At 66.6% G+C, this 12991-nt stretch carries 15 protein-coding genes; 10 read left to right on the plus strand and 5 right to left on the minus strand.

Features of this window, described 5'->3' with window-relative positions; all coding sequences use genetic code 11:
- Positions 1-27: 27 nt before the first annotated feature.
- From rpe to Q1J79_RS09770, 3 genes are read left to right on the plus strand one after another with little or no spacing between them, the layout of a single operon-like run.
- Positions 28-702, plus strand: a complete 675-nt coding sequence (gene rpe / locus Q1J79_RS09760; RefSeq protein WP_300299693.1) for a ribulose-phosphate 3-epimerase — start codon at positions 28-30, stop codon at positions 700-702.
- 6 nt (positions 703-708) lie between these two features.
- Positions 709-2376 (plus strand): heparinase II/III family protein, encoded by a 1668-nt coding sequence (locus tag Q1J79_RS09765; RefSeq protein WP_300299695.1) that lies wholly within the window; start codon positions 709-711, stop codon positions 2374-2376.
- The gene (locus Q1J79_RS09770; protein ID WP_300299697.1) at positions 2352-2849 is read left to right on the plus strand and encodes a HutD family protein; all 498 of its coding nucleotides are present in this window, start codon (positions 2352-2354) and stop codon (positions 2847-2849) included. Before Q1J79_RS09765 ends, Q1J79_RS09770 begins: the two co-directional genes overlap by 25 nt.
- Before the next feature lie 69 nt (positions 2850-2918).
- On the opposite strand, the gene Q1J79_RS09775 is transcribed toward Q1J79_RS09770, so the two are convergent.
- Positions 2919-3347, minus strand: a complete 429-nt coding sequence (locus Q1J79_RS09775) for a hypothetical protein (RefSeq protein ID WP_300299699.1) — start codon at positions 3345-3347, stop codon at positions 2919-2921.
- Between the two features lie 121 nt (positions 3348-3468).
- Entirely contained in the window at positions 3469-4464 is a 996-nt protein-coding gene (locus Q1J79_RS09780; protein ID WP_300299701.1) for an adenosine kinase, read from the minus strand.
- Between the two features lie 64 nt (positions 4465-4528).
- Here Q1J79_RS09780 and Q1J79_RS09785 point away from each other — a divergent pair, with 64 nt between their 5' ends.
- The 4 genes from Q1J79_RS09785 (at position 4529) to Q1J79_RS09800 (ending at position 7934) form a co-directional block, all read left to right on the plus strand.
- Complete coding sequence (locus Q1J79_RS09785) at positions 4529-5977, plus strand: amidase (protein WP_300299703.1); 1449 nt, start codon at positions 4529-4531, stop codon at positions 5975-5977.
- A gap of 27 nt (positions 5978-6004) precedes the next feature.
- Complete coding sequence (locus Q1J79_RS09790; protein ID WP_300299705.1) at positions 6005-6682, plus strand: EI24 domain-containing protein; 678 nt, start codon at positions 6005-6007, stop codon at positions 6680-6682.
- A 67-nt stretch (positions 6683-6749) separates the two neighbouring features.
- Positions 6750-7457 (plus strand): polymer-forming cytoskeletal protein, encoded by a 708-nt coding sequence (locus Q1J79_RS09795; RefSeq protein ID WP_300299707.1) that lies wholly within the window; start codon positions 6750-6752, stop codon positions 7455-7457.
- 6 nt (positions 7458-7463) lie between these two features.
- On the plus strand, positions 7464-7934 hold the full coding sequence (locus tag Q1J79_RS09800; RefSeq protein ID WP_300299708.1) for a hypothetical protein: 471 nt from the start codon (positions 7464-7466) through the stop codon (positions 7932-7934).
- On the opposite strand, the gene Q1J79_RS09805 is transcribed toward Q1J79_RS09800, so the two are convergent.
- Positions 7931-8293, minus strand: a complete 363-nt coding sequence (locus Q1J79_RS09805; protein ID WP_300299710.1) for a hypothetical protein — start codon at positions 8291-8293, stop codon at positions 7931-7933. The two genes, Q1J79_RS09800 and Q1J79_RS09805, sit on opposite strands and share 4 nt — an antisense overlap.
- Positions 8290-9369 (minus strand): AraC family transcriptional regulator, encoded by a 1080-nt coding sequence (locus tag Q1J79_RS09810; protein WP_300299712.1) that lies wholly within the window; start codon positions 9367-9369, stop codon positions 8290-8292. Before Q1J79_RS09810 ends, Q1J79_RS09805 begins: the two co-directional genes overlap by 4 nt.
- 154 nt (positions 9370-9523) lie before the next feature.
- On the opposite strand from Q1J79_RS09810, the gene Q1J79_RS09815 reads away from it, so the two are divergent.
- Genes Q1J79_RS09815 through Q1J79_RS09825 form a run of 3 tightly spaced genes read left to right on the plus strand, consistent with a single transcriptional unit; the run spans position 9524 to position 12668 of the window.
- A complete protein-coding gene (locus Q1J79_RS09815; RefSeq protein ID WP_300299714.1) occupies positions 9524-10450 on the plus strand; it encodes a bile acid:sodium symporter family protein in 927 nt (308 codons plus the stop codon).
- Positions 10447-11397 carry an SDR family oxidoreductase gene (locus Q1J79_RS09820; protein ID WP_300299716.1) on the plus strand — a complete coding sequence of 317 codons (951 nt, stop codon included), beginning with the start codon at positions 10447-10449 and terminating at the stop codon, positions 11395-11397. The genes Q1J79_RS09815 and Q1J79_RS09820 overlap by 4 nt, the downstream gene beginning before the upstream one ends.
- The gene (locus Q1J79_RS09825) at positions 11394-12668 is read left to right on the plus strand and encodes an NAD(P)-binding domain-containing protein (protein ID WP_300299718.1); all 1275 of its coding nucleotides are present in this window, start codon (positions 11394-11396) and stop codon (positions 12666-12668) included. The genes Q1J79_RS09820 and Q1J79_RS09825 overlap by 4 nt, the downstream gene beginning before the upstream one ends.
- A 9-nt stretch (positions 12669-12677) precedes the next feature.
- Here Q1J79_RS09825 and nth read toward each other — a convergent pair.
- Positions 12678-12991 (minus strand): endonuclease III (gene nth / locus Q1J79_RS09830; protein WP_367182980.1); only part of this gene is annotated, 314 nt, incomplete at its 5' end.

Raw genomic sequence — 12991 nt, forward strand, 5'->3', positions numbered from 1 at the left:
CTGGGCGGAAGCTGCTAAGCCTGCCCCATGCCGCAGCTTTCCACCCGAATCGCCCCTTCGATCCTGTCCGCCGATTTCGCCCAGCTGGGCGCGGAGGTCGCCGCTATCGACACGGCCGGCGCCGACTATATCCACATCGACGTGATGGACGGCCATTTCGTGCCCAACCTGACCATCGGTCCGAGCGTGGTGGCGGCCCTGCGCAAGCACACGAAAAAGCCTTTCGACGTGCATCTGATGATCTCGCCGGTCGATGCCTTCGTGCCGCTTTTCGCCGAGGCCGGAGCCGACATCATCACCGTGCACCCGGAAGCCGGGCCGCATGTGCATCGCACGCTGCAGCTGATCCGCAGCCTGGGCAAAAAGGCCGGCCTGTCGCTCAATCCCGGCACGCCGGTGGAAACCGCGCTGGCCGTGCTCGACATGGTCGACCTCGTGCTGGTGATGAGCGTCAATCCCGGTTTCGGCGGGCAGAAATTCATTGCCAGCCAGCTCGACAAGATCCGCATCCTGCGCGCGGCCATCGACAAGTCGGGCCGCGCCATCGACCTGGAAGTCGATGGCGGCATCAATGCCGAGACCGCGCAGCTGGCCGTGGATGCCGGCGCCGATGTGCTGGTGGCCGGTACCGCCAGCTTCCAGGGCGGCCCGTCGGCCTATGCCGACAACATCGCGCGGGTGCGCGCCAAACGCGCGGCGTGAGCTGACGTGGCTGCGGCCAGTCTGCAGGAAACTTTCGGACAGAAACTGCTGCGGCGCGCCAGCGCCGCCTGGTATGCCACGCGCCTTTACGCGCTGACCCTGCCGCGCCAGGCACCGCTTGAGCTGCCGGTGCTGCCCGACGAGGCATGGCCGGGTTCCGTGGCCAATGCCGACCGCCTGTTCCAGGGCCGTTTCGTCTTCGCCGGCGTCGAGGTTGTCTCGCCCCGGGCCGCGCCCTGGGGCATGACTGCGGCCGAGCTGAAACTCGATGCGATCAGCCATGCCGCCTGGGCCGCCGAACTGCACGGGTTCCGCTGGCTGCGCGATTTCGTTACCCAGGGCGGCGACATGGCGCGCCGCATGGCGCGCGCGCTGGTTGGTTCCTGGCTCGAAAAGCACGCGATGCAGATCCAGGGATTGCCCTGGCGCGCCGACGTGGCCGGGCGGCGGCTGGCGCACTGGGTCAACGCGGCGCATTTCCTGCTGGATGGCGCCGACGACAAATTCGCCCACGACTTCCTGCTCGCCATCGCGCGACATACCGCGCATCTGAACCATGCCGCGAAACGCGCACAGCCCGGCCTGCCGCGTTTTGCCGCGCTGCTGGGCCTGGTGTATGGCACCGAGGCCCTGGGGCAGCCGCAGCAGGCGGTCATGCAGGCTCTCTGCGGCGCGCTCGAAACCCAGATTCTCGCCGATGGCGGCCATGTCAGCCGCAATCCGTCGCAGCTCTATCGCCTGCTGCGCGAGATCGTGGCGTTGTGGCGTTTCCTGCTGGCGCTCGACCCCGGACGCGCCGCCCTGCTGCAGGTCTTTCTCGATCGCATGGCGCCGATGCTGCGCTTTTTCCGCCATGGCGATGGCGGCCTGGCGCTGTTTCATGGCGGGCAGGAGGAAGTGCCTGCGCAGATCGACCAGCTGCTCGACCTGTCGGACGCCAAGGGCAAGCCGCTCAATTCAGCGACGCTCAGCGGGTACGAGCGCGCGCTCGCGCGGCGTGGCCTGCTGCTGATTGATACAGGCGCGATGCCGCCGATGCTGCCCGATGCGCCGCCGCCGCATCGTGGCCTGCTGTCGTTTGAATTCAGCCATGGCAAGGACCGCCTGATCGTCAATTGTGGCGCCTCGCGCCGCGTCAGCGGCGGTTGGTCGGATGCCCTGAGCGGCAGCGCGGCCCACAGCACCATCACGCTGGGCCAGGCCGAACCGGCCGCTGCGGCGCGGATCAGCGCAACGCGCAATGAACAGGACGGTGCCATCTGGTTCGACCTGGAGCATGATGGCTGGTGGCGCAGTCACAACCGCCTGCATCGCCGGCGGCTGTTCCTCGCTGCCGGCGGCGAGGACCTGCGCGGCGAGGAAACCATCACCGAATCCCCGCCCTCCGCGAATGGCGGCATGCCGGTGGAAGCCGTGCTGCGGCTGCATCTGCATCCAGGGGTACATGCGTCCCTGATCGGCAGCGGCGACACGGTGATCCTGAAAAGCGCCAGCGGCCAGGGCTGGCGCTGGCGCGGCGCCGGCGGCGTGGTGCGGCTGGAAGACAGCGTCTATTTCGGCCATACCGACAATGGCGGTGCCGATGCGCCGCGTCGCACGCAGCAGATCGTGATGACCGGCTCGGCCGGCGAAACCCCGCTGGTATTCAAATGGGCGCTCAGCAAAATCGGCTGATCCATATCGCCAGCCTGCCGGCGCAGCCCTGGAAGAATGGTGGTGGCCTCACCACCGAGATCGCCATTGATCCGCCCGGTGCCGCGATGGAAGATTTCCGCTGGCGCGTCAGCATGGCGAAGATCGATCGCGACGGGCCGTTCTCGGCTTTTCCCGGCGTCACGCGCTGGATCACGCTGGTTGAAGGCAACGGGTTTATTCTCGACTTCAGCGACGGTTCGACGCTGGAAGTGACAAAGCCGTTTGAGCCGCACCAGTTCGATGGCGGCCTTGCCGCGCAATGCCGCCTGATCGACGGTCCCTGCCGCGACCTCAACGTGATGGCGCGCCACGGCGAGATCATGCGCGTTGCCGTCGCCCGGTCGCGGGCGCCGCTGCCGTCAATGGGCCATGCCGTGGTGTCGGGTCATGGCGTCTCGGTCCGCCTCGACGACCGGCATGTCCTCAACGCCTTTGTCGACCGGCCGTTTTGACCCATTTCACGAAAAAATGGGCGGCAGTACAAAGCCTGCCGCCCGCGCAGATCATGGTTTGGCGGTCGTTTAGCTGCCAGTCTTGGCAACTTCCTTGGCGCCATTGATCGGGATCAGCGTGAGATTGACGGCGCTGTCGTATTTGTTGTCGGCACCATTGGCGGAATCGACAATCGATGAAATTCCGGCGGTCAACAGAATGTCCACGACCACATTGGCGGCGATGGTGCCCGATACGCCTGAGTTATTGAGATAGGACGCTTCATGGTAGCCGTCCTTGTTACACTTGATGGTGATGTCGTGCTTGCTTTTGCGCACGGTCAGGATGCCTGGCGTCTGGACGGTCCCGATCGACTGACCTTCCCGGATGAAAGAGCAGGTCGCGCCAGCGGGATTGGTTCCCACTGAAATATCCTGGGATGTGCCCTCGAAGACGCTGACGCAGCCAGAGATGGCGACACTCATGCCGAGTGCCGCAGCAAGATGCATAATTTTCATAATTCCCCCGGTTAGAAATATTAGCGCGGGTTTTTACCCGCGTCAGGGGAAACCTATAGGTATCTTTGCACGTCTTTCAAGTCATTTTCGCCCAGCGATCATGACTGAAAGGCGCATTTCGTCATTCACCCTTGCTTTGGGCGATGAACGGCTTCAGCGACGCCTGCGGGCGCGGCCCGATATGGCTGATCACCTCGGCGGCGCAGAGCGAGCCGAGCCGGCCGGCGGCATGCAGGTCGAAGCCATGGGTGAAGCCATAGAGGAAGCCGGCCGCGTAGAGGTCGCCGGCGCCGGTGGTATCCACCACGTTCACGCCGCGCACCGCGTCGATGATATGCAGTTCCTCGCCCGAGATGATCACCGAGCCTTTTTCGGAGCGGGTCAGGGCTGCGACATCGACATGGCCGCGCACATGCTGCAGCGCGCCGTCGAAGTCATGCGTCTCGTAGAGCGCGGTGATCTCGGCCTCGTTGGCGAATACGATATCGACATGGTGTTCGATCAGATGGCGGAATTCGGCGCGGTGGCGGTCGACGCAGAAGCTGTCGGACAGCGACATCGCCACCTTGCGGCCGGCGTCATGGGCGAGCCGGATCGCCTTGCGCATGCCGTCCTTGGCCATCGGCTGGTCCCACAGATAGCCTTCCAGATAGGTGATCTCGGCCTGCGCCACGGCGGCGGCTTCGATATCGTCGGGGGTCAGGTCGATCGAGGCGCCCAGATAGGTGTTCATGGTGCGCTGCGCATCCGGTGTCACCAGGATCAGGCAGCGCGCCGTCGAAGGGCCTTCGGTGGCGGGCGTGGTGTCGTAATGCACGCCCAGGCCCCGGATGTCGCGGGCGAACACCTCGCCCAGCGTGTCGCTGCGCACCCGGCCGATGAACTGCACCTTGCCGCCGAGCGCCGCGATGCCGGCCGCCGTGTTGGCCGCCGAGCCGCCCGAACATTCCACCGTTTCGCCCATGGCGGCATAAAGCGCCTCGGCGCGGCCGCCGTCGATCAGGGTCATGCCGCCCTTGGGCATGCCATGGGCGTCGAGGAAGTCGTTATCCACGCGGGCCAGCACGTCGACGATGGCGTTGCCGATGGCGAGCACGTTGTTCTGGGCCTTGGTCATCGAAGCTTTCCTGCTGGCGGTATTTACCGTTACTCTGTAGCCAATCGAGGCAAGGAAGGCAAATATGGACGCGTTGATAAAGATGACCGCCCGTCAGGCCGTGGCGGCGCTGAAAGCCCGCGATGTCAGTCCGGGCGAGCTGATCGATGCCGCCGAGGCGCGCATCGCCGAAGTGGAACCCAAGGTCAACGCCCTGCCGATCCTGTGCCTGGACCGCGCCCGCGCCATGGCCGAAAAGCTGGAGCGTCCCGACGATCCGCCGCCGGGCTATCTCTACGGCCTGCCGGTGGCGATCAAGGATCTGGTGGATGTGGCCGGCGTGCGCTGTGTCCAGGGCAGCCGTGCCTTCGCCGACCGCATCGCCCATCGCTCGGATTATTCGGTGGAGCGGCTGGAAGGCAACGGCGCGCTGGTGATCGCCAAGGCCAATACCCCGGAATTCGGCGCCGGCGCGCAGACCTTCAACGACGTGTTCGGCACCACCACCAACCCCTGGAACACGGCGATGACGCCGGCCGGCTCCTCGGGTGGCTCGGCCGCCGCGCTGGCGGCCGGCGAGGTCTGGCTGGCCGATGGCTCTGACCTGGGCGGGTCCTTGCGCATTCCGGCCAGCTTCACCGGCGTGGTCGGCCTGCGCCCGTCGCCCGGCCGGGTTGCCTGGGGCCCGCGCGCGCTGCCTTTCGACACGCTCTCGGTGCTGGGCCCGATGGGGCGCAATGTCGGCGACTGCGCGCTGATGCTGGATGCCCAGGCCGGGCTGGATACGCGCGATCCGCTCAGCCTGCCGGCGCCTGAGCGCAGCTTCGTTGACTCCGTCGACCATGCCCTGGGTTTCGGCCGGCTGCCCTCGCGCTTTGCCGGCGGCTGCCGCGTCGGCTGGACCCCCGATCTCGGCCTGTCGCCGGTCGATCCGGAGGTGCTGGCGATCTGCGAGGCGGCCGTGCGGCGGCTGGAAAAGCTGGGCGCGCAGGTCGGCACCGATACGCCGGATTTCAGCGGCGCGGAAGAGTGTTTCCAGGTTTTGCGCGCGGCCAATTTCGCCGCCTCAGTTTGGCCAAAAATCCAGGGCAAAACCGACCTGGTGAAACCGGAAGTGATCTGGAACGCCGAAAAGGGTCTCAAGCTGGCCGGACCCGAGCAGGCCGAGGCGCGCCGCGTGCAGGGCGAGATCTACAATCGCGTCGCCGCTTTCTTCGAACGCCATGATTTCCTGGTGCTGCCCACCTGTGTCTCGCCGCCCTTCGATCATCGCAAGCGGTATCTGGAAGAGGTCGCCGGCCGCAAGTTCGACACCTACATCTCCTGGCTGGTGCTCACCTTCGCCATCACGCTGACCGGCACGCCCGCCATCTCGATCCCCTGCGGCTTCACCAAATCCGGCCTGCCGGTCGGGCTGCAGATCGTGGCACGGCCGCGCGGCGAGGCGGAATTGCTGGCATTCTGCGCGATCCTGGAAGCCGAGCTGGGCCTGAGCGGCCGCGTGCCGGTCGATCCCATAACCGGCCAGCCGTGACCGGTCCGTCATGATCGGGGAGACGCCATGATCGGCCGCGCCTTAAGCCTCGCCGTCGCCCAGCTGCCCGACCCGGCCTTCCGCCGGGTGCTGGTGAAGTCGCTGCTGATCAGCATGGTCGTGTTCGGCCTGCTGGCGCTGGCGCTGTGGTTCGGCCTGCTGCTGCTGCCTGAAACCGAGCAGACCTGGCTCGACTGGGTGGTCGGCTTCCTGTCCGGCCTGGGGTTTTTCGTTGGCACGATGCTGCTGTTCCCCGCCGTGATGACGGCGGCGCTCGGCCTGTTCATCGACGATATCGCCGATGCGGTGGAGCAGAAGCATTATCCGCAGGAATCCCGTGGCCAGCCGGTGGCTTTCTGGCCGGCGCTCTGGGGTTCGCTGCGCTTCCTTGGCATCGTTCTTGTGGTCAATATCCTGCTGCTGCCGGTTTATGGCATCCTGCTGTTCTTCCCGCCGCTGCTTTACGTGCTGTCGCTGGCGGTGAACGGGTATCTGGTCGGAAGGGAGTATTTCGAGGCCGTGGCCTGGCGCTATCTGCCACGACCGGAGGCTGACCGCCTGCGTCAGCGCCGGCGTGGCGATGTCTGGCTCTGCGGCGTGCTCATTGTGCTTCTGTTAACCATTCCGATCGTAAATTTCCTTGTCCCGATTGTAGCTACCGCATTCATGGTTCACGTCTACAAGCGGTTGCGGGCGACGGGCTGACTGATGCGGCCTGGCAATAGGTCGGTTGCCGGCTGAATCACCTTGGGGGATCAGAGGAGAACCGTCTATGTTTGGTCGCAAGAAGCCGAGCGCCGATACCGCTGCCACCCTGCCGCCGGCACCGCCCGCCGAAGCGAAGCCTGCCGGAGCGAAGCTGGCCGAGGCGAAGCAGCCTGAACCGGCGATGGTCGTGCCAGCGGCCAAAGCCGATGACGATCTGCCACCGATGCCCAGCCATCTGCGGGCCGTTGGCAAACCCGTGCTTCCCACTGCCCCCGCCACCGTTACCGCCGGAGCCGCCATGACCGATACCCCGACCACCCCGACCTTCCGCCCCGAAATCGCCAAGCGCCCCGGCGTCGAGCTGGCCCCCAAAGCCGTGGTGCAGGCCGGCGCCGTTGCCTCGTCGTCATCGCAGGGCGCCGAGCCGAAAGTACTGCTGATCGGCCGCGAGATCAGCCTGACCGGCCAGATCACCGCCTGCGACAAGGTGATCGTCGAAGGCCGCGTCGAGGCCCAGCTCACCGAAAGCCGTTTTGTCGAGATCACCGAAAGCGGCCAGTTCAAGGGCTCGGCCGAGGTCGAGGAAGCCGAGGTCCGCGGCCGTTTCGAAGGCCGGCTCAGCGTGCGCGGCCGTCTGCTGATCCGCGGCAGCGGCAAGGTCTCGGGCGAGATCGCCTATGGCCAGCTCGAAATCGAATGCGGCGGCGAGATTTCCGGCACGGTGCAGACCGTGGCCGCGGGCAGCCGCACCTCCTCGGCTGCTGCCGAATAACCTGCCGTGATTCTGCGTAGCGTTCCGCGCGGGGCGTCTGCCCCGCGCATTCTGTTTGCGGTGCTGATGCTGGTGGTGCTGGCCGGCTGCGGCGCGCGGCCTTCGGGCAGCGTGGCTGCCGATTCCGAGGAACCGCTCGATCTCGCCCTGGTGCCGGCCCCGGCCCGGCCCGACGAGGCGCCGCGCCGCCCGCTCAGCGCCGATGTGGTGCGCAAGACCGAGGCCGAGGCCCGCGCCCTGTTTGGCGCGCCGACCACGCTGCGGCGCGAGCCGCCAGGCGAGGTCTGGCAGTATCAGTCGGAGAATCCGCGCTGCACCCTGCTGCTGTTCTTCTATCCCGATGCCGGGCCGCGCCTGCGCGTCACCCATGCCCAGGTCTTAAGCCGCGTGCGTGGCCAGACGGTGGATGATTCCGACTGCCTCGCCGCCCTGCTGAAGACGCAGCCGCCGATGGCGCAGCCCAGGCCGATGTCCTAGGCCAGAAATTCCTTCCGGAATTTTTTATAAGTCAGCACGCGCAAGTCTGGTGCCGTTTTAGCAAGTTGTGCGGTCAGCAGCTTGTCGTCGGTGACCAGTATGTCTGCATGCCTCGCGGCTGTTGCGCCGATAATGAGGTCGCGGGAGGCGTCCCACGGCATTTCAGGGGCTACAACAGGCTGTCCCAACATAAAAAGCGACATCAGTTGGTTTCGCTTAAAAACGTCACGAATCTGCGCAACCTCATCCTCCTGTGCGTCAGTCCTGACCACTTCCAGACGGGAAGCCTTGATGCGCTCTGAGTCCTGATGTTTCAGAATGCCGTCGAGCGCGTTGCTGTCGAACATCACGCGCGTCATGCCTGTCCTTGCCCAGTGTCCCGCCATTGCGCCGGCGTCGCGCCGGTCCAGGCCTTGAAGGCGCGATGGAAATTGGCCACATCGGCAAAGCCCAGCCGCGCGGCTACCGTTGCCATGCTGCGGTCCGGATCGCGCAGCAGCTCCTTCGCCATCGCGCAGCGCAGGGCCGCCACTTCGTCCTGGAAGCCGGTGCCGCGTTCGGCCAGCCGGCGCTGCAGCGTGCGCGGCGTCATCCCCAGATCCGCTGCTGCCGCATCGATGCTCGGCGCGTTGCCATTGGCCAGCAGGCCGCGGATGCAGTCGGCCAGCCGGCTGCGCAATGCGTCTTCATCGACAGTGTCGCTCAGGCGCGCCAGGGCGCGGCCGGCATAATCGGCCAGCATGCCTTTCAGCGCCGGGCTGGCCTGACGTACCGGCAGGGCGAGGATGTCGTCCGGCAGCAGCATGGAATCATCTTCCGCCTCGAACTGCACGGGGGCGGCGAAGATGCGGCGGTATTCGGCCAGGCTGTCGGGCGCGGCATGGCGGAAACGTACGCTGTGCGGCGCGATGCGCCGGCCGCAGAGCCAGCGGGTGAAGGTCAGGGTCGCCGTCAGCACCGCCTCGACGCGCTGGCGCCGGCATGGCCAGTCCGGATCGAAGGGCATGTAGAGCAGGCGGATGGCATCGCTCTCGGTCCGCGCCGCGAAGCGGCCGCCGCCGCCGACCAGCGGCGCGAAGCGGTCGGCCTGTGCGGCAGCCTCGCGCAGGGTCTCGCAGCTCATCAGCAGATGACCCAGCGCATCGAAGGAGCCGGGCCGCACCTGCTCGCCGACATGCAGGCCGAGATGGCTGTCGCCGGTCAGCCGCTGGGCGGCCTGCCAGATCGCCGACACCGCGTCATGCGGCAGCCGGCCTTCCGCGGTGTCGAGCAGGGCCGGCGGCAGGCCGGCCTCGGCCAGCACCTGGTCCGGCGCCGCCGGCCGCGCGGTGCCGTCGCGCACCGCGTCCAGCAGGGTGCGCACATAGCCGGCCGCCACGCTGCGCGGAATCCGGCCTCTGGTGCTGTGGCCCCTGGTGCTGTCGGCGCGCGTCATGCCGCCCGGTTTCCTCCTGATTTTGGCGCCTGGCGACAAGCCGGTGGCGTATCCGGCCATCGCCCTGGCGCCCTTGCTGCGCCAGAATGCCGCAGCAGGCTGGCCGCGACAACCCGACATCAGAACGCAAAGCGGCCGGCGAGGGAGGAAAACCATGACGGATGCGTCCATCGACGCGGTCCTGATCCAGATCGATTCGACCGGTCAACTGATTCTCGGCCTCGTGCTGGCCCTGATCATGTTCGGCGTCGCGCTGGATCTGCGCCTGAGCGATTTCGTCGCCGTGCTGCGTAAGCCGCTGGCGCCGCTGACCGGCCTGGCGGCGCAGACCCTGCTGCTGCCGGCGCTCACCTGGGCGATGACCATGGTGCTGCAGCCGCAGCCCAGCGTCGCGCTCGGCATGATCATCGTGGGCGCCTGCCCGGGCGGCAACCTGTCGAACCTGATCACGCATATGGGGCGCGGCAACACGGCGTTGTCGGTCTGCATGACCGGCCTGTCCAGCGTGGTGGCGATCATCGCCACGCCGCTCAACATCCTGCTCTGGGCCTCGCTCAATCCGGCCACGGCGGCTTTGCTGCGGCAGGTCGATATCCAGGCCGGGCCGTTCCTGGCCCAGACCGTGCTGATCCTCGGCCTGCCGATGGCGCTAGGCATGGCGCTGGCGCGCTGGGCGCCGCGGCTGGCGGCGCGGCTGCGCCGGCCGTTCCAGATCCTGTCCTTCCTGTTTCTGATCCTGTTCATCCTCGCCACCACGGTGGCGAATGGCCGGCATCTGCTGGCCTTCACCGCGCAGATCATGCCGCTGGTGGTGGTGCATAACGCGGCGGCCCTGCTGCTTGGTTGGCTGGCGGCGAAAGCCATCCGCATGAATGAAGCCGACGGTCGCGCCGTCACCATCGAGATCGGCATGCAGAATTCCGGCCTCGGCCTGGCGCTGATCCTCAACCAGTTCGACGCGCTGGGCGGCGCCGCGCTGATCGCCGCCGGCTGGGGCATCTGGCATATCGTGTCGGGCTGGACGCTGGCGACGCTGTGGAAACGCGGCGATGCGCGGCGCATGCGGGAACGGTCGGCATGAGCAACAGGGGCGTCCTGGTGACGGGTGCGGCCGGCTTCATCGGCCGCAACCTGATTGAGGCGCTGGCAAACCAGCCGGCTGCGCAGCCAGTGTTTGCCTTCGACCTGCGCGAGGTGCCGGCGCCTGAGCGGCTGCCCGGGGTGACCTATATCGCTGGCGATATCCGCGATCCGGCACTGGCAAACCATGTGCAGCAGCATCGGCCGCGCTGCGTGGTGCATCTTGCCTCCGTGGTGGCGGCCGGCGGCGACGAGCAGCGTGATTACGAGATCGACGTGAAGGGCACCGAGAATGTGCTGCAGGCCTGCCTCGCTGCCGGTGTGGCGCATCTGGTGGTCACCTCCAGCGGCGCGGCCTATGGCTATCACGCCGACAATCCGGTGCCGCTGTGCGAAAGCGACGCCCTGCGTGGCAACGAGGACTTCGCCTATGCGAGGCACAAAAGGCTGGTCGAGGAATTGCTGGCCGACTGGCGCGCGAAGCATCCCGAACTGAAGCAGACCGTGTTCCGGCCCTGCACCGTGCTGGGGCCGGGCACGGCCAACCAGATCACCGCGATGTTCCAGCGCCCGCTGGTGCTGGGCCTCACCGGCACGACGACGGCATTTTCCCTGGTGGCCGACAGCGACGTGGTGGCGGCGCTGATCCGTGCGGCCTGCGGCGGCCCGGCTGGCGTCTACAATCTCGCGGGCGACGGCACGCTCAGCCTGGCGCAGATCGCGGGCAAGCTCGGCAAACCCTATCTGGCGATTCCGCCGGCATTGCTGAAAGGCGCGTTGTGGCTGCTCAACCGGCTTGGGCTGACAAAGCTCGGGCCGCAGCATGTCAAATTCATCCAGTATCGTCCGGTGCTGGATAACGCGCTGCTGAAAAGCGGCTTCGGCTATGTGCCGCAGCTGGACGCGGCCGCCGTATTCGAACGCTACAGGAAGGCAACGCAGGCATGACCTATCTGGTGATCGGCGCCGGCCCGGCCGGGTTGGCGGCCCTGAAAAGCTTCAAACAGGCCGGCCTGCCGGTGGAAGCCGTGGAACGGCACGCCGCTATCGGCGGGCAGTGGCTCTATGGCGCGGAGTCCAGCGCGGTCTATGCCTCCACCCATCTGATCTCGTCGAAGCGCACCACGGCCTTCGCCGATTTCCCGATGCCCGAGGACTGGCCAGCCTATCCCGGCCATGCCCAGGTGCTGCAATACCTGCGTGATTACGCCGATCATTTTGGCCTCACGCCGCTGATCCGCTTCAATACGTCGCTGCAGGCGCTGACGCGGCAGGACGATGGCTGGCGCGCGACCTTCAGCGACGGCGGCGTGAAGGATTATGCCGGCGTGGTGATCGCCAACGGCCATCTCACCGATCCGTTGCTGCCGCAGATTCCGGGCCAGTTCAGCGGCCGGTTGATGCATGCCAAGGATTACAAGACGGCTGACATCTTCGACGGCAAGACCGTGCTGGTGGTTGGCATGGGCAATACCGGCTGCGACATCGTGGTGGATGCCATCCATCGCGCCGGCCGCGTGTTGTGGAGCGTGCGCGGCGGCAATCATTTTGTGCCGAAATTCCTCGCCGGCAAACCGGCCGATGAGGGCAACCACAAGCCGAAGCGTTTCATCCTGCCCAAAGGTCTGCGCGCCATGCTGCACGAGCCCCTGTTGCGCCTGCTGGTCGGACCGCCGGAACGGTTCGGCCTGCCCCGGCCCAGGCATCGCCTTTATGACCGCACGCCCATCGTCAATTCCCTGGTGCTGCAGCATCTGGGGCAGGGTGATGTGGAGCTGCGCAAGCCGATCCGCGAATTCAGGGGCGACGCCGTCGTTTTCAGCGATGGCCGCGAGGACAGGGTCGATCTGGTGCTGCTGGCCACCGGCTATCGCATCACCTTCCCCTTCCTAAACGACCTGCGCTCGCTGAACTGGCAGGGCGCGCGCGCCGCGCCGCAGCTCTATCTGAATATTTTTCCGCCGCAGGATAACGGGCTCTTCGTGGCCGGCCTGCTGGAAGGCGCTGGCGTTGGCTGGGCCGGCCGTGCCCTGCAGACCGACCTGATCGCGGCCTATCTGAAGGCGCGCGAAAAGAATCCGGCTGCCGCGGAAGCCTTCCGTCGCCGCATCGCGGCGGGCTGCGCGCAAAGCACGGATGAACGCGGCGAGCACGGCATCTTCGTCGACTTCCTGCAATACAAGCGCGACCTGCAGGCCGCGATCGCGTCGCTGAGCTAGTGGGCTGGGCTAATCGTCCTTTTTCGTTTTCGGTCTGAAGGCGCAGAGGTCGGCGACGATGCAGCGCCAGCAATCGGGCTTGCGCGCCTTGCAGATATAGCGGCCATGCAGGATCAGCCAGTGATGGGCGTGCTGGACGAACTGCTTCGGCACTGCCTTTTCCAGCGCCAGCTCCACCGCCAGCGGCGTCTTGCCTTTCGCCAGGCCGGTGCGGTTGGCGACGCGGAAGATATGGGTGTCGACCGCAATGGTTGGCTCGCCCCATAAGACATTCAGCACCACGTTGGCCGTCTTGCGGCCCACGCCGGGCAGGGCCTGCAGCG

It is taken from the genome of Ferrovibrio sp. (genome assembly GCF_029255545.1).
Lineage (GTDB): Bacteria > Pseudomonadota > Alphaproteobacteria > Ferrovibrionales > Ferrovibrionaceae > Ferrovibrio.